Origin of the sequence: Gracilibacillus salitolerans (assembly GCF_009650095.1) — a bacterium.
GTDB lineage: Bacteria > Bacillota > Bacilli > Bacillales > Amphibacillaceae > Gracilibacillus > Gracilibacillus salitolerans.
The window spans coordinates 26,426-48,597 of the sequence record NZ_CP045915.1; the positions used below are offsets into that span (position 1 = coordinate 26,426).

The following is a 22,172-nucleotide window of genomic DNA, read 5'->3' on the forward strand; positions in this document are numbered from 1 at the left end:
GAAATTTTAGTAGGAAGGATGCAACTAAATGAATTATCTACAAGAGGTTGTAGAGTTTAACAGATGGAAGGAAGTGAACCAGCTACCTGCCACAGCAATTGCTTTATGGCATGAATTAATGGCTATGAACAATAAGTGTGGATGGAAGCAGGAATTTACTGTTCCTAATGGAATTTTACAATCTTATGCAGGATTGAGTAGAAAACAACTGGATCATGCAAGAATGTTATTAATTGACCATGGCTTGATCACTTATAAAAAAGCAAAAAAAGTGAATCAAGCTGGAAAATATTCAATTGTTCCGTTTGTTAGTTACAGACAACGAGAAGGACAACACGAGGGGAAACAGGAAGGACACAAGAAGGACAACGAGAGGGGCACATTAGTTAAACTAAAATATAAACTTAAACTAAAACTAAATATAAAAGATATAGCTAGCTTACTAGATACTGCTGAAACCTTTTTTGTAATGCTTTCCGAAAAAGAACGTGAAAGGCTGCTATGCTTTGCTGATGATTTAGGTTTGGATTTAGTGTTTGAAGCAATGCAAAGAGCAAAAATAGAGCAGAAACGTTGTAATTATACGCTAGGAATTTTGCGAGATTGGTCGCATAAAGGGATTAAATCTATGGCTGATGTAGAGCGTAATGATCAGGATTTTCAACGTTTTAAACAACAAAAGCAAGCCATACCTAAACAGGCTACTGGTGCTTATTCTCAATATTTCTAGGAGGTTGATTATGCAGAGTATTGGCGAAGTTATCGGACGATTGATTAAAAAAGTGGACGAGTATATTTGCAAAGATTGTGGTGCTACTGTTCCAGTTTATGAGCGTACAGATCAAGATGGAAATAAGCAAACACATTCTATTTGCATGGCATGTGACACACAAAAAAAGATACTGGACAAGTTACCTAAGTCAGAGATTGATTTAGGAAAATATAAACTCAATTCATGGATTTATAAGCAGGAGCACATTGAAGAAAGTATTAAACATGCTAGCTTTAGTAATTACCATCCTCGCACTACATTGCAACATGAAGCAAAAAGACTTGCTATAGGGTATGTGAAAAAGTTTGATGAACTATTAAACAAGCATTCGATAGTGTTTAAAGGTGATGTAGGGATAGGTAAATCACATTTGAGTTTTAGCATTGGACAAGCATTAAAAGAACAAGGGAAAACCGTGTTATTTATTACTGCACCTGCTCTTATGGATGCTATTAGAGCCTTATACAAGGACAATAGCATGACACAACAAAAGTTTATGCAATTAATCGCTGATTTAGATTTATTGATTTTGGATGATATTGGCGCTGAATATGTGAAAATTGATCCCAATGGTTTTGAAACTTGGGCAGCAGATATTTTGTTTCAGGTAGTTAATATACGGCAATCAAAGCCAACAATCTACAGTACGAATTATTCAAGTGCAGAAATGGAGCAAAAATACGGTAGGCAATCTAAACGTATTTTGTCGAGGATGCTATCAGGTGCAGAAGCTATCAAGATAGATGGTGAAGATCAACGAGTACAAGCTTTATAGGAGGAATTAACATGCAATTTAACAGCGTAATTAGTATTGATCCAACTGAAAGCGAAGAATTAACTGAAAAAAAGTGGGAAGTTTTTTGCAATGACAATCCGGGGTTTCAATCAAACTTTGAAGTAGTAGCTTCGCCAAATATTATTCCAAATTGGTATCAAGACCATAAAGAAAGACAAGCAGCAGCATTAGCTAAAAAAGAAAAATCAGAGGGAGAAAAAAAGCAATTTGCTAAAGAAGTTGATGCAATGTTGGAGGAATATTTAAAAGCCAATTAACTAGGGAGGGATTCTTATTGTTTTTAGGTAGAGTTAGTGCAAAGGGGAAAACGTATTTGTATCTAAAGAAATATTGCGTGAGAGAAAACTATGAAGCAAATGCAACTATTATTTACGCATTTGGAAGAATTGATAATGCCTTAAGTAATATGTATGAATGGAAAAATGACTTTTCCAGCTTTCCATTAGAATTAAAACAACAAGGGTGCACCAAAAAAGATTTATTGAATTGGATTGACACGTTAGAATCTGGCATACATAAAAGGTCAGGAAGATCATTTATTCATCAACAAAATATCTATGAATTTACAAAATGATTTCCATTCAATTCAAGTGAAACCGTGCTGTTTATTAATATAAATATATATATTAATTTTTGCACGCCTTTTTGAATAAGTCACCAAGATAATACACCTTATATTTTTGTTAAATGAACTTAAAATCGCTTCTTAATTTGGAGCGATTTTTTTGTTTTGAAAGATATTTTTCGAAAAAGTTTTATCATACATATGTTTGGTTTTATCATATGTAAAGCTCTAAAATCGTGATAACTTTGAATGTAGTTAAAGCAATTTAATCTCATTGCTTTAGGAAGGTGAACACATGAATAACGGAGAATCCCAAGATGACCAAGTAATAGATACTATGTCTAGTGATCCACAAGTAGTAGTTCCAGTAGATCCACGTGAAATGACGTTGTTTGAAACAGATTCAGGTGTTATTCATATCATTCATGAGATCACACTAGGCGAGTTAATAACGTCAACATTAATTATTTTACTACTGGTATTTATGTTAATTAGTCACGTTATCAGGAGGTTCAAGTAATGTATGAGATCGTAGACTATACCGTTTTAGAAATAGTATTGGTTTACATAGCTTTTTTATCAGCTTGCCTTTTGATCTTCCCGATTGTTCGTCTAGTATTAACAGCATTTGAAAGGGGATCTAGTTTATGGAGGTAGGCGGTTTAATGGCGCAAGCCTTCAAGGTTTTACTAGGAAACCCGGACATAATGGCTGTTGTTATAAGTTGGGGCATGTTTTGCTCTCTCCTTTTTACAGTCATTGGTATTTATCGATTTGTTAAAGATAATTAAGTGAGATAAAAAGGAGGTAACAACATGCAAGGGGTTTGGGATTGGGCTTTCTTTTGGGATGCTTTTGAATTTTTTATGAAAACTGTTGCTCCTTTCCTTATGTTAATTGTGGCGGTGGTGGCAGTTGGTTTATTGTTACTAGTAGTAATTAGAGCCGTTAGAAATGGAAGGGACGCATAATGTTTTATAGTATCACTTTTTGGACTAACGAAAACATGATGGAATTTTGGAGTAACGTCAGAATGTTACTAGAAACCATTCAACCAGGCATTATGCTAACCGTTGCTATTGTGTTAGTAGGTGCGTTGATCGGCGTAATTGTTCGATCTTTCAAAAAGACAGAGGATGACGAAAATAACGACCGAGATTATGAGATAAGGCGCTATTAATGTTAATAATCGGGTTTTTGCCCGGTATTATAAATTTAAAATAATTTTCAAGGAGGAATTTTATTATGAGTATTGATTGGACAGGTTTAACTTTACCGTTTGATGTAGGTGATCTTATTGCAAGTGGTAACGGACTTTTAGGAATGATTGGAACTTTCGTACTATTAGCACTAGCATTTCTATTTGTTCCTAAAGTTATTACATTGATTCGTCAATCATTTTCAGCAGCTAAAGGGAAATAAACCTTTAATTCTATTTTAGAAAGCGAGGTAATGCAACATGGAAGAAACAACACCGACTGGCATTGATTGGTCAGGACTTTCGTTACCGTTTGATGTGGGTGATTTAATATCGAGTGGTAACGGGCTTTTAGGAATGATAGGGGGCTTTGTGCTATTAGCATTAGCGTTTGTATTTGTTCCTAAAGTTATTACATTGATTCGCCAATCATTTTCAGCAGCAAAAGGAAATTAATTTTTAAGGATGGCAAAAAGCCGGGTAGATAGTTAAAAATGCTATCCTCCCGGCTTTTTGATTTGAAAGGAGGTTGAAAGAGTGGGGATTGATTGGAGCGATTTATCGCTGCCTTTTAGTGTAGAAGATTTAATTTCAAGTGGTAGTGGTCTTTTGGGGTTTGTAGGCGCATTTGTTTTAGTAGGTTTAGCGTTTTTATTTGTACCTATGGTTATATATCTAATCAGAACGGCGGTGGGAACCTACCAAGATAATAAACTAAACGCCGATAAACCTAGAGATCAATACACTTTTGCTTCCAGGGTCAAACAAGACTTAACAGAGGATGGCATAGGGTATTGGATTAGAAATCGTAGGAAGTGAAGCGCATGAAAAAGATTTTACCTTTGTTTCTATTAGTATTTATAGCTTTGCCGATTAATGTTTTTGCTGCCGGAATTACTAGCAGCCAATACAACAGCGCCGACGATATTTATTATGTGTACCTGGACTTATCCGGGGTTGATACATTCACGATCACACAAGACAGCACCGGGGCAAGTTGGGACTATGAGACAGTACCAGGAACAGACTACACGACACTAACGTGTAACGGCTCCTTTACTTATACGTTTTACGATTCATCCGGCACATTACTAGCAACTGATAGCGTGACAGCTTCCGGTATACAGGATGAAAATTCAGCTTGTGAGGATGAACCGGACGACAGCACCGGGGAAAACGATAGCGGAGATAATAGTTATTGTGGATGCATTTTCCGCACACCAGGATGGAAAGAATACCTGGATAAAATCGACGACGTTATAGGGGCGATTCCGCCGGCTCCCAATTGGGGCAATGTAGCCGATACATTTAGAGATTCTATTGTGCCAAGTTTAATAGGTGGTATAGAAAACATGCTAGGTAGCCCACCTGGTCAAATGTCTGCTCCTGGTTATCCCGACGACCTGGACGACGGAAATTTACAAGAACCAACCGGACAGGAAGACCCAGGGCTTGAAGGGTTTGACGATAGTGATATTAAAGACCAAGCGACGGATGTAGACTTCCGAGAGGATGAAAGCGGCGGCTTTGACATTGATAACCCAATAGACGCCATGCCGGAGCAAGAAGTATTTGAGCCGGAAGAACCCGACAACCCAAGACCAGGAGAACCGGAAGAACCGGAGAACCCAACACCAACACCGGAGGAACCAGCAAACCCGATACCAGGAGAACCGGAAGAACCAAACAACCCAACGCCGACACCAAGCGAACCGGAAAACCCGGCTCCAACACCGGAAGAAGGAAGCAACCCGGCGCCGATACCGGAGGAAGAAGAAAGCGAAGCACCAACACCAGGAGAAACAGAAGGGAACTTCCCGATACCTGGTGATAGTGAGGGTGGTTATCTAATGCCAGGAGGAAATAACGACGGTTACCCAATGCCGTAAAAGAAAGGAGCGAACCAATGAAAAAAATAATTTTTATGCTTATAGTGGCATTAACATTATCACTCATTCCATTAAGCAGCGTATTTGCAAGCACCTATGACTATCACGACGGTTTACTAGACGATAGCGAAAACATTGCAGATACTAATCTTCCGGGTGGTGGATACGATAACGACTTAAACACCGGAACAGGTACAACATACCGCGGTACATGGTTTATTGAATTTGTTAACCCGGTTGATATTATTGCTTATTATATCGAGGGTACTGGTGGTAATGGTGCATGGCGGTTTTATTTTCATGACGGAACAGAAATAGTTTTAAATGATTATGCAAAGTATGGTTATTTTGAATTTGATCAAGTCTTTAGTGGGGTTGAACGAATAGAGATTGAACATGATGGTAGCTCTTATAACCTGATTAAAGAAGTTGACTTCTTTTCTGCTCCTACTGACGATTTAACACCACCAGGAGAGGTTAGCAATCTATCCATTAATGAGGGTTACAACAGTTTAAATTTGAGCTGGTCAAACCCTAATGATGATGATTTTTCCGTTGTGAATATTTATCAAGATGATGTGTTAATCAAGGAAGGGTTAAAAGATGATCAATCTTATAAAGTAAATGATTTAGAAGATAACACAACATATCACTTCAAAATTACTACTGTAGACATATTCGGGAATGAATCAGAAGGAAAGACAATAGAAGGAACAACGCTAGAAATTGTGGATAGCGACGGCGACGGCATACCCGATCATGAGGACGAGTACCCAGACGACCCGGAAAACATACCACCGCCGGAGACAACAGACGAAGTGCCGGAGGTTGAGAATTTAGAAATTGAAGCAACACCGGAAAGGGTAGACTTGTCCTGGAAAAAACCACTAAGATATTTTGGAAAAGCAACGATCTACCGGAAAACGACCGGAACCGTTACAAGTTTTAATATGAATGATCTTAATCCTTTTGCAGCACAAACCGTTTATGCTGCCGAAGATTACGAACCGTTATTTGAGACAAATGGAACAACCTTTGCCGATCTTAGCGTAAACGAAAACGACGAATACGAGTATAAAGTGACTAACACCTATGAAGGTATAGAAAGTAGAGGGGTAACGGTGCAAACAACTATCCCGGAACCTCCACTTGTTGACACTTCCGACATGACGCTGCCTTTTGGTGTAGAGGGATTAATAGAAAGTGGTAACGGGCTATTACTTTTGATTGGGGGCTTTGTGTTATTAGCATTAGCTTTCCTATTTGTACCGAAAGTAATAGCAGCTATAAGGCAATCCTTTTCCGGTGGTAATGGAGCAACGCAAACAGCAGCGCCAGGAACCAGGGTAACCGAGAGACAACAAAAAATCATGACAGGGCAGAAGCAACGAGAACCGAGAGCGCCACGAATACCGAGAGAACCACGACAAGGGAGGGCGTAACTATGAATAGCAATTTGTTACAAGCGACAATTGAAGTTGTATTTATGGGGCATATGATGTATGTTGCCCCCTTCCTTCTCTTGATGATGTCCGTTTTGTTTATTGATAGAATTGTAGACTTTATAAAAACGGTCGTAGCAAACAAAAGGACAGGTTACTAATGGGCATTATTGGTGATGTTTTATCCTGGTTAGGTGCTTTAATATGGGGCGCTATTCAATGGCTGTTAGAAGGTATCGGGAAATTTATTCAAACGCTAATAGATATTATCGTAGCCTTTTTTCAAGTTATTTATGATCTTATCCAGGGCTTGCTTTATTTGCTCTATATGATAGGCGTATTAGCCGTTAAGCTGTTTCAAGTGTTACTGGAAGCCGGAGGGCTTTTGTGGTCGCTTGCAGTTGGTTTTGCTCGAACGTTAGGAAGTTTAGCTTATAGTCCACGATCTAGTGGCGGTCATGGTTATTCCGATATGGTTGGGCGATTATTCGAGAATCTCACACCGTTACAATTAGAGCCGATAGCTTATATTTTATTGTTTGCTATATGGTTTACAACAGCAATCGGAGCCATGAAGTTAATTTCAAGTATACGAGTTGGTGGCGATTAGATGCACGTATTAGAAACCATTAAAAGTTTTATAGATAAGATATTTCAACCCCCTATAGGCTTTCTTGATCTTGCTATTGAGAGAATACAGGGCATTCAATTAGTGACAGCCCAGGGCTTAGATATTGGATCATATTTTGCAGTTTTTGGAGACTTGCCTGGCGTATGGCAAATGGTAGTCTCTTCTATTTTACTCTCTACTGTGCTGCTAGGCACACTATTAATCTTTAGATCAGTAATGAGAATGTACTACAGCGTGAAAGAAGGTGTTAAGTGGTGGTAGACGCATTTTTCTATATGTTTGTTGTTGGAGCCGGGACAAGCGCCGGGGTTGCAAGTGTGGTCTTTGTCTCCTGGAAAGTATACCAACGTTCAGCTAATAAACAACCAAAAAGAAAACGAAAGGTAGTGTAACAAATGGGACTATTGAAAAGAAAGACAGAAGATGAATTTAACCTAGAAACGGACGACTTGCTAATAATATTCGATAACGACAAGAAAACAAGTGATATTAAGCACGTAACAGATATTACAGACGATTCCGTGATTTGTATGGGGTACTATAAAGTGCCCCTGGCAGATTGTGAGATTACTGTAGGAGAAATGGGGCGCAACTTCTTTTATCGTGCTCCTTCTCGATCTATCCATGAAACAGAACGACTTGCACAATTAGAAATGAATACCGTATTTAGTCAGATCACAGCGTATCAGCCCCCGGCTTTGCCTACAAGTTTGGACTGGACGAAAGGAATATTATTCGCTTTGATCTTCATTGCATTTATTATTATCGCAGTTGTAGCAACTTAGTAGACCATGAGGGAAAAACATGGACGAGTCAATGTATCGATTACTTTATGAACTTAAAGGGATGGTTACTTCCACTTTGGAAGCGTCCGAACATTCCGACGAGGTTTTAAGACCTTGCTTAGATTTAGTAGAAAACAAACTGATAGAGATTTTCGAGAAAATACCGCATAAGTAGTGTTGCTAGAAGGCTCTCACGCTTAACGAAAACGAAATAGAAAGGTAGTTGGTCACTCAATGCAAAATACAGAGCAACAAAACGCACATTCAAATGCCGATAAGCTGCAATCTGTTATAAGTGATGATCTTTTCCCCCAGGTGCAGCACATATCAGACGTAAAGCAAGTAATAGAGGAAATGCAAGGCAAGTCACAGAACTTACGAGAACCACAAGTTAAGGCTTTGCTTTTCCTGGAACGATTAGGACAAAACGAATATTTACACAAAGAAGGCAGCCCCTATAAAGAATTAATTGAATATATCAAGAAACAAGGTAAAACGGACGTTGCAAACCCGGAATACTATTTAGATACGATAGAAGCACTTATCCCGAAACCGCCGAAGCCTATTGTAATGGCTCCGGATGGAAAGGGGGCGAAAAGATAATGGCGCACCACTTTTTTATCCAGGGACCACTTGGGGGTGGTAAAACCTTTTTAATGTCGCTCCTGGCTCACCATTGGAAAGCAAAAACAGAAGCCCAGGGCGGACGAGTAGAATTGTTTAGTAACTATGAACTTGCTGACAGTTACCCCATGACGCATTACACAGATTGGTACAAGGTAGCCGAAGCGCAAGGCTCTATTTGTTGCTGGGATGAAGCACACATGGCATTTAGTAATCGTAGGTGGAACAAATACGGGCAAGGATTAGCAACAGAAGTCATGATGTATACAAGAAAAATGCAATCTGTTCAGTTTTATTGTAGCCCTTCTATTTATAACGTTGATAGCCGTATAAGGCAGATTATGGAGGTTTTAATCACAACTAGAAAAGTGGGGGATAAAGGATTCTCTTTGCACTTTAGAGACTTTCAAACCAACGAACACATGCACACTCAATTTATACCCATGTGGAAAGCTAAACGTTTTTTTAAATTAAAGTTATATGATTCCTGGAACATGGTCAAAGGCTTTCCTTTGCCAGGAACAGAAAGAGAAGGAAATGAGTTTTTCGACGTAATAGAAGACATTCACGATCGAGCAAGGGGGAAAATACGTGTTAGAAGTTAAAGAGATCAGCATAGTGCCGAAAGGATACAAGAATAAAGACCCTAGGACTTTACCGTATTTATATCCGGAGACATTAAACGTTGTTGCGTACGCCAGGAGCCTACAAAAGTTTACGTTTTATCAGACTTTAGAAGTTGCCGAGGACTTAGCAAAGCGTCAAGGTTTTATCTTGCTGCCGTTTGATTGCATTCATTGGAATCGTGCCAAAAACTACGGTGCAGATCGTAAAATAAAGATCGGTAGGCGCTCCTTTTTTCTCATGAAGCCCGACGAACTAACAAAAGGTGAAAAACGCAAATTAGAGACATATATAGACGATTTAAAGGTGTGAGGAGGATTAACATATTAACATGTTATTAAGATTAGACCAAAGCGAGACAGCTTTATTATTGGCTCATATGGCTATGACAAGAAAAAGTGCTAGAAACACATTCAAAAGGAACCACAAGAACGAAAAAAAAGAGTTGCTGCAATCTTTTGACGAGGTAAAAGATTGCCTGGAGGAAGTAATAGAAAACACAAACGAGGAAGTAAGAGACCAGGTGAACAACTTTCATTTTAATGTACGAGAGGTAAAAATGATTCATTCTTTTCTTTCTAGTTACATTCCGTTACTTTCTGAAACGATTAAGAAAGCCGGAGCAAAAGAAGGAGACAAAGAACAAATAAAAGCACTAGAAAAGATTAAAGAATACTCTCACAAACTGTTAGAAGGTGCTAGCGTTGTATAAACTTTTACTATTATCTATTATCGGTTTTTTTGTGTATGTTTTTCCGGTTTCTGCTGCCGATCTACACGTGCAGGAACAAAAATACGAAAAGCAACTGGAAGAGATCGAAAAGAAAAAAGACCAGACGACCAACAAAAAGGAATTAATAGAGTTAACCAGGGAGGAAAGTGAAAAAGCAGCGTATAAAAGGGCGTATAGTAAAGCGATAGAATACAAGCAAGAAAACACGTTCATAGCTTCATATAATCCAAACACCGGACACGATCTGCAATATATCGACTTGTACAAGCAAGCAGCAGCACAATATAAAATCGATTGGACTTTGCTTGCAGCCGTGCACGACCAGGAGACTAATTTTTCTAATCATGCAACCATGATAAGTAGCGCCGGAGCGTTAGGACATATGCAGTTTATGCCTGGAACGTGGGAGCATTACGGTGTAGACGCAAACGGAAACGGCAAAAGAGATCCGTATGAGATCGAGGACGCTATTTTTTCCGCAGCTAATTACTTAGCAGCAACTGGAGCAGCCAAAGGCGAAATAAAAAGTGCCTTATGGGCTTACAATCATTCCACAGAGTACGGCTTAGAAGTGATGGCGAAACAAGAATATTATAAGAACAATTACCAGGAGGAAAGAGATGACTATAGGTAAAATTAGAACGATTTTATACAAAGTAGCAAAGGTTTTGGGTGATGTGAATGCAATACGAAAAGGAAAAATAAAACAGCGTATTAAAAATAGAGTTGTTGGTAAGTTTGCAGCAAAAAGATTATTTAAATAGGGCTAAATTTGCCTTTTTCTTTATTATATAAAGATAGTTCGATAGACTTAAAGTTTAAATTTAATTTGCAAAATTCTGAAATACGTTGGCGCTATGTTAAAAACATGGTAAAATATAACTAATAATTGTAAACATGAAGTGAAGAGAATTGTTTGAATTTCATATACAATAAAATGATAGAAAGGTATTTAAAGAATTTTAGAGCAGAAAATTATCAATTCAAAAAAATATTCCAGATTTAGGGAGGCAAGTATATGATTAAGAAAATTTATGTTGAGAAATTATTTGGATATTTAGATTATCCAATTGATTTTTCTGAGCAAAAGAATAATATTGTTCTTTTGCATGGTCCTAATGGCTCTGGTAAAACTACTATCTTTGAAATGATTAAGGGAATAAGCGATTTGGACTTTAGAATTTTTATTAGTACACCATTCAAAAGATTTGTGATAGAAACAGATAAAACTTCAATACATATACGTAGAAATGAAGACTGTTTAATAATTAATGATGATTTTGAAATAAATAGTGATGATATAAATGAAACGAATATATTATATGATTTGGATAATAAACCATTCTACGAAGTTGTTGAAATTTTAGAATTAAATTATGGAGTTAAAAGAGTTGGACTTAGGGAATTTGAATATCAAGGAGAAAAATATAAAAGAAATGATTTAATTTCACATATTAAAAATCAAGTAATCATAAAAAATGTACCTGAATGGTTAACATTATTTTCAAAGGAATTAAATATTCTATTTATAAAAGCAGAAAGATTATTTGATAATCAGTCAAGAAAAGTAGTTCAACAAAAGAACAATCTAAAAGAAATAATAAGAAATTATGAGAATAAATATGCTATTCTGTCTAAAGAATTAGATGCGAAATTTCCTAAAAAAATAATTACAAAATCATTAGAAAAAAATAATGAAATAAATTCAGTAGATATTGCAAAAAGACTTCAAAATTTATCCCTCAAGAGGCATCAATTATCAAGAAAAGGTATTTTAACTGATAACGATACTAATGATCTTATACCTGCAGATGACATTAAAAGTGATGATATCTACGATAATGACTACCTAAAACAATTCTTATATTATTATATTCTTGATAACGAAGAAAAGTTGGATGTTTTTAATACTTTATTAAGTAAGCTTGAAACGTTTGAAAAAATAATAAATGGATATTTTGTAAATAAAAAAATAATAATAAGTAAAAAAACTGGTTTTTCATTCATACTCTCAAAAGGTAATCTAAAAGGTCAACCTATACCACTAAAAAAGTTATCATCTGGAGAACAACATTTTTTGGTTTTATTTTTTGAATTAATATTTAATACTGAGGAAAACAGAGTTATTTTAATTGATGAACCAGAAATATCATTACATGTTTCTTGGCAAATTAAGTTAGTTGATATTCTAAAAGATATAATCGATCTTAGTGATGATTTCTTTATTTTAGCAACTCATTCTCCTTCAATATTAAGAAATCATCGAGATAAAGTTATTTCAGTGGGGTATGATAATGATTAGACCAGATGAATTGGATTTGAAAGATAATATTGCAGAATTAGAAATACATTTGAAAAGCAATAAAAAAATATTTATTGTTGAAGGAAAAGGAGACCTAGATTATTTTAAGTTATTGTTAGATAGAGCTGAGGAAGTGATAACTCCTTTTGTGGTTGGTGATAAAAGCACCAATAATTGTAGGGGAGAAATTATTAATATATTTGATGTTTTGCCAGAAGTTCAAAACAATCCAAATGTGATTGGAATAATAGATAGAGATTTTAACCAAAATACATTTGATAAATTTACTAATTTAAAGCAAACCGAATACTGTGACCTAGATTGTTATTATGTATACGGTTCAAACTTTAATAATTTTGTTTCCCAATTAGTTTCTCATTATAAGATAACTAACAAAATTGGATTTAATCCTTTAGATAATATTGATCACTTTAGAGAATATTTATTAGAATGTTTGTTACCTTTGACAAAGATGCGTTTAAAAAACGATCTATTAAATATTCCATTTAACAGAGTTCTGAAGAAATCACCTATCCAAGATAGAAAAGATAGACATAAAAAGTTTTTGAAATTTTTAAACGACGATTTTACTATAAATATGAATGTTTTCTACACCTATTTATCATCAAATGGTAGTCTAAGACATTTTGAGTGTCAAGAGTTGCTTGATGTTATAAATAGTTTCCAAGTTACAAACAAATTACATGTTAGCAACGGACACGATTTAATATCTTTAATAACTGCAATTATAAAATCATATAGAAATGATTATGATGATATAAAAACAGAAGAAGCACTTAGACTAACAATGAACATTGAAGTCTTTGAAGAGTTTGAATTAACAAGAAGTGTAAAAAAATGGATTTTAAGTTCTTGTGAGAAAAAAGAAGCAGTTTCTTAATAGCAGTTCTTGGTTTGCTATCACCATGCATTTCAAACGTAATGTAAGCATTAGTAATTAGTGAATTTCCAAAAGTTTATATTCTATGTAGTGAAAGTCTTGATAACGAAAACTATAAAGTGTCTCGAAAACTTAATATATAGATGCTAGAACAGAACAAAAAAGCATTGAATTCAGGGCTTTTTTAAACCTATAGAAACGATCAATTTGTTTTTATAGGTTTCTTAAATTATGAATTAGTTTAAAACATCTAAATTTCTTATTTACACATTTTTTACTCAAAAAGTATAAAGAATCCCATAGTATCAATGCTTGATTCACTAATTTAGAATCCTCTCGGGGTCGTTTTTATTTTAAAAATTGGAAGAATACAGAGAAAAAAATGATGAATGGGATAAGGGTTAGAATTGCTATTCCCCCCATTTTATTCCCTTCCCTGAATGTTTCCATGCTGTGAATAATACTACGGTAACAAATAAAAATGGTAAGAATAATTGGAAGAATACTCCACATATTAATCCCTCACCTTATCTAATTTAGAATCATCAATCATTTTTCCATATTCTAGTTTATCCAACTGATAATTTACACTTATTTGAGCAATAGGATATATTTTTTTATTCCAGTCAGCTTTCTCATAATCTTTCACGTCCTTGAAATGTTTTCGAACATACAATGACCAATAAAACGGGTCAGACTTAAATTCCTCTTGTGATTTTTTTATTAGAGCCTCTGTTTTGTCCTCTAATCTTCTGGTAATGGATTTTTTTAATATATGTTCAAATTCTTTGTTTTGCGAATATCTGATTAAACTTGGTATTGCTATAACTTCTACTTGAAAAGGTATTTTCACCTCAATCTCTGTAGGTTTATCTTTATGATAATTGACATTGATATTTGGATCTTCCTTTTGTGCATAATTATAAGAAATTCGGAAATCAGGCATTAGAGGATCTGGAATAGTAGCGATATAGCTGTCCATTTCCAGAGTGTTATCTAACATTTGAGCCAAACGTGTCTCTTCCCCGTTTAGAATATCGATCATCTGTCCTTCTTTAAACACTGCAGATCCCATAAATTGAGTAGGTGATCCGCCAATTTGCGGAATTTCACCCGCAATATATTGATCTTCTGTTCTAGTGGTATTCGTTTTATCTTCGGAAGACTCTGTTGTTGCATAAATAGCTAAAAAAAGGTCTGCATCTCCTTCAGTTATTTGAAAGAAACGGTGTAAAGTCGCTTCAGGGATAATTCCTGTTTGAACAGCACGGTCAAGCATAAATTGATAATACTTATGTGGCCTTTTTTCCATAAGCGGTTTGTTATTATTAATAAAATCCGAAGCATTTTCTTTTGTCACAACGAGTTGGACTCCTCTTCGTATTTGCGGTGACCTTGAGGCAGATTGGACAACGCGAAGAAAATCTTCATCCCTTGCTAGTTCTTCTGATACAGTAATGATCTTTGTATGATCTAAAGTGATTTGTTTAGAAACAAAAGAATTAGCTGTGTAAGTAGCACTGAGAATATCTGCTCCATTTACCGTAACTATTTCTGTAGGTGGTTCATCTGAACCGCCTTGCCCTGCAGCAGAACCTACTTCAGGATTGGCAATTTGATAGGTAAAAGCATAGATACCTTTTTGATCAGTCGTATCTATACCAATTGCCATTACATAGGATTGTTGTTCTAATTCAATTCGGTCATAACAGCCTGTAAGCAAGATGAGGAAAATTAAAAATAGTAGCTTTTTTTTCATTGCTTTAAATCCCCTTTACCCCAAGCAGTCAACCATAATATATATGGGAGTAGTATAAAAATTGGTGACATTACTGTAAGTAACGTTTCTCTAAGTACTAATTCATTAGTTGCAGAATTCATTGGCAAAAGCCCAATCATAATTACTAAAAAACTAAACGGTAAAAGGAGTGGTTCAAAATTCCGTATAGCAAAAATTTCTGCGAAAATCCATGTGGTAATATAGATAAATATAATGAACTTCAGGAAAGCAGCAAATAACCAGAAAACCATAAAAATTGTTTCGATATTTGTAAAAAATTCCCCGAAGCTTATAAATTGTGTAATATCATGATAAGGAAAAGCAATTTTTTCAATCGAATTGTAATCAAAAACACTTGCATAAACTAAATAAAAAAGTATGATTTCCAAAATTGCTAAAACAGTACCAAAAGTTATACCTTTTCTAAACATCGTGTTTTTTTTTGCTGATTGATAAGCGATCAAAAGGAAAAATAATTCAGCGAATATGGAGGCTTTTTTCACTCCTTCTGATAAAATTATGGGTAAACCAGCACCAAAAATAGGAAAAATGCGTTGGATTACAATTTCACTCATAACAAGAAGTAACACACATAAGGCGGAAACTTTTATAAAGGGGATTGCAATCCAACAAGTATAACCAATTACTTCAATCCCTTTTTTTGCGCCGAAAAATACAACTGCAATAAAAATAAAATAAATCATGTCGGTAGGTGATTGTGGGAAATATAACAGTTTTATTTGTTCAATATAATTTCTGCTATCTAATGTTAATGAGAGAAATGCACATAAAAATAATACAATGCCTAGAATCTTTCCAATCCATTTTCCGTTTATTGCTTCGAATAATTCTACAACATTTTTATCTTGATACTTGTTCAGAAGGTAGAGCATAATGAGAAAACCAGGAAAAATGCAAACAAACGAAAGGATTGGTATAGACCAAAAACCATTTTGTGCTTTTTGGGCCAATAAAGTAGGCGTGGAATCAGATAATTTAATCCCTATTAGAATTAAGGTGATTGCTATTATCTCTTTTGTTCTTAAAAACCCATTGTTTTGCATAATACTCTACCTCCTTCATTAAGATTTAGCTTTCTTTTGTAGATCTTTTGGACGTAAAAAACTTGGACGAAAGATTTCTTTCTTTATTGGTTTACGAAAGACGGTATCTTCTGATGATATAAAGTGTGGTGACATAGGTGAAAAAAATGGAATCCCAAATGACTTTATAGAAGCTGTGTACATAAAAAACAATAAAAAAGCACCAGTCAAAGCGAGCATGCCATATACACCAGCAGCTATAATGAATAGAAAACGCATTAATCGAACGGTAAAATTAATATTAAGATCTGCTAAAGCGAAAGATGATAATCCCGATAATGCAACAACAATAACGATAATGGGACTAATAATGTTTGCTTCAACAGCAGCCTGACCTAAAATTAATGCACCAACAATACCTATCGTTGGCCCAAGCGGATTAGGAATACGTAGACCTGCTTCACGAATCAGTTCAAAAGCGATTTCCATAATGAGTACTTCAAATATTAAAGGAAATGGAACACGTTCCCTTGATGCTGTTATGGCTAATAATAAATCTGGAGGGATCATTTCGCTGTGAAAGTTGGCAATTGCGACAAAAGATGCTGAAATCATTAGTGTTAAATAGAAGCAAAGTAAACGTAAAGCTCGAGTAAAATTCGCATAAAAAAACCGTAAGTAGCGATCTTCTGGATTATGGAAAAATGACCAAAATGTTACAGGAACAACGAGACAAGCAGAGGAGCTATCCATTAATAACACAATAAAGCCGTCTTCTAAATAAGAAGTTGCTTTGTCAGGCTTTTCCGTGTAGAGAATAGTAGGAACTAATGAATAAGGACGTTCTTCCAAATATTGTTCAAGAACCTCAATGTTTCTTACACTGTCAGTTGATATTTCTTTTAGTCTGGATCGTACATTTTCTAAAATATCATTATTTACTAAATCTTTTATATAGATAAGATTGACTTCATTTTTTGACCGTTCACCAATTTGAATACCTTCATTGATAAGTTGGCTGTTATGTAATTGTTTTCGAATCAAGGAAATATTGGTGTTCATTGATTCAGTAAAGGCGTCTTGCGGGCCTTTGATGGTTGATTCATTTTCAGATTTGGAGACAGCTCGATGTTGAAAATCTGCAACATCCATAGCGAAAGCCGTTTTGTCCCCATCCACAAATAAGATCGCTTTGCCACTATTAATATTCTCATTTGCAGTTTCAAAGTCTGTTACTTCTTCAATATTTTCGATAGATACTATATTTCCAACAGAATCCCCATTATTCTCTAAGAGTGGTTTGATAATATTTAAATTAATTATTGCACCGTCAACTATGGAACCGTAATAAAAAAGGCAAGCTTCTTTTTGATTGAACCTCAATTTCAATGTCCTCATTGAAAAATCTTTATTTAATCCGTATGAGAATAATTGCTTCATTTTTTGAATATTTTGTTGTAAAGAAGTATGGCAGTTAAGATTTTTTTGATTTTGAGATTCACCTGCTTTGAGAAATCGAGCCACAAAAGCACCTACTTTTTCATTTTTTCTTTACGTGTTAATATGCACAGAAACAATAATATTATGTAGTTGATTATATGAAGATTATATAACTTGCTTTCTATTATAAATTCGTTAGAATATATGTTGTAAGGGGTTTCAATTATTTAACATTTAATGAAGAGGTGATAGGATGGATATGACAAAAGTACAGCCAAGATCAGGGGAACACAATGTAGAAGATCTTGATGCACTAAGAGAAGGTTTCGACTGGGAGGAAATAAAGAAAGACTTTAGCTGGTATAAAACAGGTAAGGTGAACGCTGCCTATGAAGCAATTGACCGCCATGCAGAAAATCCAAATAAAAAAGATCAAGTGGCATTGTTATATTCCGCACCAGACCGAGAAGAAAGTGTCACTTTTGAACAATTAAGCAAACAAAGTAATAAAACAGCAAATATATTCAAGAAGTATGGGGTTCAAAAAGGGGATCGTGTCTTCCTATTCATGCCAAGAAGTCCAGAGTTTTATGCAAACTTCTTCGGTATTTTGAAGGTTGGAGCTATTGCGGGACCACTTTTTGAGGCATTTATGGAACAAGCGGTTCGAGATCGATTAGAAGATAGTGAAGCAACGATGTTAATTACGACACCTGAATTATTAAAACGTGTACCTGTAGAAGATCTGCCTCATTTAAAGCAAATAGTCTTAATAGGAGCTAATGATGGTACAGAAGGTGATAATTATATTAACTTTGAGGAAGAAATGGCAGTAGCCTCTGAAAACTTTGATATTGAATGGGTAGATAGAGAAGATGGTATGCTCATTCATTATACATCCGGTTCAACAGGTAAACCAAAAGGTGTTTATCATGTCCATAATGCCATGATTCAGCATTATGCTACCGGTAAATGGGTAATTGATTTTAAGGATGACGATATTTACTGGTGTACAGCTGATCCTGGCTGGGTAACTGGTACAAGTTACGGTATTTTTGCTCCATGGTTACATGGTGTGACCAATGTAATTAGGGGTGGGCGCTTTTCACCTGAATCTTGGTACGAAACATTAGATAAACATAATGTGACGATATGGTATACAGCGCCGACCGCTTTACGTAAGTTTGTAAGTGCTGGTGATGAATTAGTTAAACAATATGATTTATCAAGTTTACGTCATGTTATGAGTGTAGGTGAGCCTTTAAATCCAGAGGTTATTACATGGGCACTACGCGTACTTGATTTACGCATCCATGATACTTGGTGGATGACAGAAACGGGTGCGATGTTAATTGTCAACTTACCAAGTATGGAAATTCGCCCAGGTTCAATGGGAAGACCTATTCCAGGGGTAGAAGCTGCCATTGTTGATAACGAGGGAAATGAATTACCACCTAATCAAATGGGAAATTTAGCGATTAAAAAAGGTTGGCCGTCGATGATGCGTGCAATCTGGAAGAATCCAGGTAAATATGAGAGTTACTTTATTAAGGATTGGTACGTATCGGGAGATAGTGCCTATATGGATGAAGATGGTTACTTCTGGTTCCAAGGTCGCTTAGATGATGTGATCAATACGTCTGGCGAACGTGTAGGACCGTTTGAGGTTGAAAGTAAATTAATTGAACATAAAGCGGTAGCAGAAGCAGGTGTTATTGGTAAACCAGATCCGGAGCGTGGGGAAATTATTAAAGCATTTATCACCTTAAATCCTGGTTATGAATCTTCAGATGAATTGTTAGAAGATATTCGTCAGTTTGTGAAAACAGGCTTAAGTGCCCATGCTGCTCCTCGTGAAATTGAAATTAAAGATAGTATTCCAAAGACACGAAGCGGTAAAATTATGCGAAGATTGTTAAAGTCTTGGGAACTAGGTCTGCCAACAGGAGACACCTCTACGTTAGAAGAATAAATAAGAGATAAAGGCTAGCATATCTAATTGTGCTAGCCTTTCAGCTTGTGGAGAAAAGTAGGTGTTTCTTTTCCACAAGTTTTTCTTTATCAGAAAGGAAAATGAAGCAGAAAAAACATAAACTGCAAAGTAACTTTTGTGAGGATATGCCTTCTTCCGTTCTGAATTTTGATGAGATTTGGCATACGCTTCGGCAGAATACTGCGCTTTCCGTGGGCTCGGCTTCAGCTAACTTTGTGAAGGAAAACACTTCACAAAGTGGATCTTCAGCTCTCACTGTCCCACAGGAGTCTCCGTATTCTGCCTACGCTATAAAATTGTTTTATCATTTTAAAAGTAGAAATCCATAGAAAATAGTTCCCATAGATTCATTCTTTCGATAATCAGAACTCTATGCAAAGTGGAGGCAAGATACGTAGACTCCTACGGGAACTCACACGAGTCGCAGACCCCGCAGGAAAGGGGTTTTTGCTTTCTGAGGCTAAGGCCGTGCCCGTGGAAAGCGTAGTATCTTGCCGGAACATGTCATAGCATTCACTATAAAACGAATGGAAGAAAGTTTCACTCCGAAATATTTCCACTAGTTCGCAGTTTGTATCTATTCCGGATCAGTTAAATATTGAAGGAAGGGTGGTTATGCTTGGCTTTTAGTTGGGGTGGAAGTATTAAGTAAGAGCTTAGATTGATTTATATTTACAACATGAATCCAGTCGTGCACTTAGGACAAATTTACTTAACCGTTTAAAAAACAAGACAAAAGAACTGTTTTTTTTATTATGGAAGGAAATGGAGAGTGAAAGAGCGAATTGTTATAGCATTTGGAAGGTTGAAGGAGGGACATTGGGTTACCGAGTTTTGCTATTATCCATATATTAGGGAGGAGAGATTTCGTGAAAAAGTTTTGCCAACGAATCACAGTTTTGTGTATGATTTTAATCATAACAGCAGGAACTCTTCCAACGTCTGCACTGGCAGCAAAATATGATACGGATTATGATAATTTTGATTTAGTTGCTTCCTCAAATGGAGGAATGGTATCAACATCTCAAGGAATAGCAACGCAGGTTGGTGCCGATGTCCTTAAAAAGGGTGGTAATGCGATGGATGCTGCCATTGCCATTCAGTTTGCATTAAACGTCGTTGAGCCAATGATGTCTGGAATTGGTGGAGGCGGATTTATGATGGTATATGATAGAGAAACGGATGAAACAACTATTGTGAATAGTCGTGAACGTGCTCCAGATGGGGCAACACCAGATATGTTCTTAGATGACAATGGTAATCCGATCCCATTTAGTCAGCGTATTAGACAAGGGACGGCAGTTGGCGTTCCAGGGACATTAAAAGGATTAGAAACGGCTCACGAGAAGTGGGGAACTCTTCCATTTCAACAATTGATGGGACCTGCTATTAAACTAGCTCAAAAAGGATTTCCAATAGATGATTATCTTGCACAATCTATCGCTAATAATGAAAGTAAAATAAGGAGCACAGCAGCTCAAGATGTATTCTTGCCAGATGGAGAAGCATTGCAAGAAGGGGATATTCTTATTCAAGAAGATTTAGCAAAAACATTTAAACTTATCCGTTCAAAAGGTGCCGATGTTTTCTACAATGGTGAAATTGCAGACGCACTTGCTGCTACCGTACAAGAATTTGGTGGCTCTATGACAGTTGATGATTTAGCACAATATGATGTGACGATAGACGAACCTGTATGGGGTGAATTTCAAGGATATGATATTGCCAGCATGCCACCTCCAAGTTCTGGTGGGGTATTCCTCCTTCAAATGCTTGGAATTCTAGATGGCTTTGATTTATCCCAGTACGACACAAGTTCTTGGGAAAAATATCATCTATTAGCTGAAACCATGCATTTGGCATATGCTGATCGTGCTGCATATGCTGGAGATCCTGAATTTGTTGATGTTCCGGTTAATGGTCTGATTCATCCAGATTACCTTGCGGAACGCAGCGAATTAATTGATTTAGATTCAGTGAATCAAAATCCAACAGCTGGTGATCCATGGTCATATGAGAATTCCTCACCTGATTATGAGATAACAGAACAGCCAAATGATAGAGAATATGGGGAAACGACACATTTCACTGTAGCTGACAAATACGGAAATGTCGTTTCCTATACTACAACGATTGAACAAGTATTTGGTACAGGTATCATGGTACCTGGATACGGTTTTATGCTGAACAATGAATTAACTGACTTTGATGCTGTTCCAGGTGGGGCAAATGAGGTACAGCCAAATAAACGTCCATTAAGCAGTATGACACCGACCATCGTTTTTGAGAATGATAACCCAGTATTAACAATAGGTTCTCCAGGTGGTCCTACTATCATTACTTCAGTCTTGCAAACCATTATTAATGTGATTGAATATGGAATGGAACCAGAAGATGCCGTTGCAGAACCAAGGATGTATACGAACAATCTAAACTCTTACCGTTATGAAGATGGTATCGGAAGTGAAGTCATCAATCAGTTAAATGCTATGGGACATCAATTTGGATCTACTCCAACAAGTATTGGTAATGTTCAAAGTATTTTACTTGATCAAGAGATAGGCTTATTAAAAGGTGTTGCTGATGATAGGAGGAACGGAGCGGCAATTGGAGTCGATTTAAACGGGCACGGTAAAGGTAAACAATAAATAAAG

At 36.1% G+C, this 22,172-nt stretch carries 31 protein-coding genes; 28 read left to right on the forward strand and 3 right to left on the reverse strand.

The features are described 5' to 3' along the window. The first annotated feature begins 28 nt into the window (after positions 1-28). From GI584_RS00135 to GI584_RS00240, 26 genes are all read left to right on the forward strand, one after another. Positions 29-730, forward strand: coding sequence for a DnaD domain protein (locus GI584_RS00135; RefSeq protein ID WP_153789861.1), 702 nt, complete (start codon positions 29-31; stop codon positions 728-730). Positions 731-740: 10 nt separating this feature from the next. Beyond that, positions 741-1,547, forward strand: a complete 807-nt coding sequence (locus GI584_RS00140; protein ID WP_194842083.1) for an ATP-binding protein — start codon at positions 741-743, stop codon at positions 1,545-1,547. A gap of 11 nt (positions 1,548-1,558) precedes the next feature. Next, on the forward strand, positions 1,559-1,825 hold the full coding sequence (locus tag GI584_RS00145) for a hypothetical protein (protein WP_153789863.1): 267 nt from the start codon (positions 1,559-1,561) through the stop codon (positions 1,823-1,825). A gap of 17 nt (positions 1,826-1,842) precedes the next feature. After that, positions 1,843-2,142: a hypothetical protein gene (locus tag GI584_RS00150; protein WP_153789864.1), complete on the forward strand. Its 300-nt coding sequence runs from the start codon at positions 1,843-1,845 to the stop codon at positions 2,140-2,142. Between the two features lie 286 nt (positions 2,143-2,428). Continuing rightward, a complete protein-coding gene (locus GI584_RS00155) occupies positions 2,429-2,653 on the forward strand; it encodes a hypothetical protein (RefSeq protein WP_153789865.1) in 225 nt (74 codons plus the stop codon). After that, positions 2,653-2,790 carry a hypothetical protein gene (locus GI584_RS23720; protein ID WP_194842084.1) on the forward strand — a complete coding sequence of 46 codons (138 nt, stop codon included), beginning with the start codon at positions 2,653-2,655 and terminating at the stop codon, positions 2,788-2,790. Before GI584_RS00155 ends, GI584_RS23720 begins: the two co-directional genes overlap by 1 nt. A 158-nt stretch (positions 2,791-2,948) precedes the next feature. Then, positions 2,949-3,104 carry a PTS ascorbate transporter subunit IIC gene (locus tag GI584_RS00160; protein ID WP_153789866.1) on the forward strand — a complete coding sequence of 52 codons (156 nt, stop codon included), beginning with the start codon at positions 2,949-2,951 and terminating at the stop codon, positions 3,102-3,104. Continuing rightward, the gene (locus tag GI584_RS00165; protein ID WP_153789867.1) at positions 3,104-3,313 is read left to right on the forward strand and encodes a hypothetical protein; all 210 of its coding nucleotides are present in this window, start codon (positions 3,104-3,106) and stop codon (positions 3,311-3,313) included. Before GI584_RS00160 ends, GI584_RS00165 begins: the two co-directional genes overlap by 1 nt. Before the next feature lie 65 nt (positions 3,314-3,378). Continuing rightward, a complete protein-coding gene (locus tag GI584_RS23725) occupies positions 3,379-3,555 on the forward strand; it encodes a hypothetical protein (protein ID WP_194842085.1) in 177 nt (58 codons plus the stop codon). Between the two features lie 37 nt (positions 3,556-3,592). After that, positions 3,593-3,787: a hypothetical protein gene (locus tag GI584_RS00170; protein ID WP_153789868.1), complete on the forward strand. Its 195-nt coding sequence runs from the start codon at positions 3,593-3,595 to the stop codon at positions 3,785-3,787. Between the two features lie 81 nt (positions 3,788-3,868). Next, on the forward strand, positions 3,869-4,150 hold the full coding sequence (locus tag GI584_RS00175) for a hypothetical protein (RefSeq protein ID WP_153789869.1): 282 nt from the start codon (positions 3,869-3,871) through the stop codon (positions 4,148-4,150). Continuing rightward, positions 4,147-5,220, forward strand: a complete 1,074-nt coding sequence (locus GI584_RS00180; protein WP_194842086.1) for a hypothetical protein — start codon at positions 4,147-4,149, stop codon at positions 5,218-5,220. Before GI584_RS00175 ends, GI584_RS00180 begins: the two co-directional genes overlap by 4 nt. Positions 5,221-5,237: 17 nt before the next feature. Beyond that, a complete protein-coding gene (locus GI584_RS00185) occupies positions 5,238-6,662 on the forward strand; it encodes a fibronectin type III domain-containing protein (protein ID WP_153789871.1) in 1,425 nt (474 codons plus the stop codon). A 2-nt stretch (positions 6,663-6,664) separates the two neighbouring features. Continuing rightward, entirely contained in the window at positions 6,665-6,823 is a 159-nt protein-coding gene (locus GI584_RS23730) for a hypothetical protein (RefSeq protein ID WP_194842087.1), read from the forward strand. Further along, positions 6,823-7,272 (forward strand): hypothetical protein, encoded by a 450-nt coding sequence (locus tag GI584_RS00190; protein ID WP_153789872.1) that lies wholly within the window; start codon positions 6,823-6,825, stop codon positions 7,270-7,272. Before GI584_RS23730 ends, GI584_RS00190 begins: the two co-directional genes overlap by 1 nt. Continuing rightward, the gene (locus GI584_RS00195) at positions 7,273-7,554 is read left to right on the forward strand and encodes a hypothetical protein (RefSeq protein ID WP_153789873.1); all 282 of its coding nucleotides are present in this window, start codon (positions 7,273-7,275) and stop codon (positions 7,552-7,554) included. Between the two features lie 134 nt (positions 7,555-7,688). Continuing rightward, on the forward strand, positions 7,689-8,078 hold the full coding sequence (locus GI584_RS00200; RefSeq protein ID WP_153789874.1) for a hypothetical protein: 390 nt from the start codon (positions 7,689-7,691) through the stop codon (positions 8,076-8,078). 19 nt (positions 8,079-8,097) lie between these two features. Further along, positions 8,098-8,253 carry a hypothetical protein gene (locus tag GI584_RS00205; protein ID WP_153789875.1) on the forward strand — a complete coding sequence of 52 codons (156 nt, stop codon included), beginning with the start codon at positions 8,098-8,100 and terminating at the stop codon, positions 8,251-8,253. A 59-nt stretch (positions 8,254-8,312) separates the two neighbouring features. Continuing rightward, positions 8,313-8,681, forward strand: a complete 369-nt coding sequence (locus GI584_RS00210) for a hypothetical protein (protein WP_153789876.1) — start codon at positions 8,313-8,315, stop codon at positions 8,679-8,681. Next, complete coding sequence (locus GI584_RS00215; RefSeq protein WP_153789877.1) at positions 8,681-9,307, forward strand: ATPase; 627 nt, start codon at positions 8,681-8,683, stop codon at positions 9,305-9,307. The genes GI584_RS00210 and GI584_RS00215 overlap by 1 nt, the downstream gene beginning before the upstream one ends. Positions 9,308-9,320: 13 nt before the next feature. Next, a complete protein-coding gene (locus GI584_RS00220; RefSeq protein ID WP_228552315.1) occupies positions 9,321-9,638 on the forward strand; it encodes a hypothetical protein in 318 nt (105 codons plus the stop codon). A 19-nt stretch (positions 9,639-9,657) separates the two neighbouring features. Next, entirely contained in the window at positions 9,658-10,038 is a 381-nt protein-coding gene (locus tag GI584_RS00225; protein ID WP_153789879.1) for a hypothetical protein, read from the forward strand. Next, a complete protein-coding gene (locus GI584_RS00230; RefSeq protein WP_228552316.1) occupies positions 10,031-10,693 on the forward strand; it encodes a lytic transglycosylase domain-containing protein in 663 nt (220 codons plus the stop codon). The genes GI584_RS00225 and GI584_RS00230 overlap by 8 nt, the downstream gene beginning before the upstream one ends. Beyond that, a complete protein-coding gene (locus GI584_RS23735) occupies positions 10,680-10,823 on the forward strand; it encodes a hypothetical protein (protein WP_194842088.1) in 144 nt (47 codons plus the stop codon). Before GI584_RS00230 ends, GI584_RS23735 begins: the two co-directional genes overlap by 14 nt. 254 nt (positions 10,824-11,077) lie before the next feature. After that, the gene (locus GI584_RS00235; protein WP_153789880.1) at positions 11,078-12,361 is read left to right on the forward strand and encodes an AAA family ATPase; all 1,284 of its coding nucleotides are present in this window, start codon (positions 11,078-11,080) and stop codon (positions 12,359-12,361) included. After that, positions 12,354-13,262 carry a DUF4435 domain-containing protein gene (locus GI584_RS00240; protein WP_194842089.1) on the forward strand — a complete coding sequence of 303 codons (909 nt, stop codon included), beginning with the start codon at positions 12,354-12,356 and terminating at the stop codon, positions 13,260-13,262. The genes GI584_RS00235 and GI584_RS00240 overlap by 8 nt, the downstream gene beginning before the upstream one ends. A 514-nt stretch (positions 13,263-13,776) precedes the next feature. On the opposite strand, the gene GI584_RS00245 is transcribed toward GI584_RS00240, so the two are convergent. Genes GI584_RS00245 through GI584_RS00255 form a run of 3 tightly spaced genes read right to left on the reverse strand, consistent with a single transcriptional unit; the run spans position 13,777 to position 17,609 of the window. Then, positions 13,777-15,021, reverse strand: a complete 1,245-nt coding sequence (locus GI584_RS00245) for a Ger(x)C family spore germination protein (RefSeq protein WP_153789882.1) — start codon at positions 15,019-15,021, stop codon at positions 13,777-13,779. Then, positions 15,018-16,106 (reverse strand): GerAB/ArcD/ProY family transporter, encoded by a 1,089-nt coding sequence (locus GI584_RS00250; RefSeq protein WP_153789883.1) that lies wholly within the window; start codon positions 16,104-16,106, stop codon positions 15,018-15,020. The genes GI584_RS00245 and GI584_RS00250 overlap by 4 nt, the downstream gene beginning before the upstream one ends. Positions 16,107-16,124: 18 nt before the next feature. Continuing rightward, positions 16,125-17,609: a spore germination protein gene (locus tag GI584_RS00255; RefSeq protein ID WP_228552317.1), complete on the reverse strand. Its 1,485-nt coding sequence runs from the start codon at positions 17,607-17,609 to the stop codon at positions 16,125-16,127. A 169-nt stretch (positions 17,610-17,778) separates the two neighbouring features. On the opposite strand from GI584_RS00255, the gene acsA reads away from it, so the two are divergent. Both acsA and ggt read left to right on the forward strand, forming a co-directional pair. Continuing rightward, positions 17,779-19,497, forward strand: a complete 1,719-nt coding sequence (acsA, locus tag GI584_RS00260; protein ID WP_153789884.1) for an acetate--CoA ligase — start codon at positions 17,779-17,781, stop codon at positions 19,495-19,497. Between the two features lie 926 nt (positions 19,498-20,423). Then, positions 20,424-22,166 (forward strand): gamma-glutamyltransferase, encoded by a 1,743-nt coding sequence (gene ggt, locus GI584_RS00265; RefSeq protein WP_153792875.1) that lies wholly within the window; start codon positions 20,424-20,426, stop codon positions 22,164-22,166. The last annotated feature ends 6 nt before the right edge of the window (positions 22,167-22,172 follow it).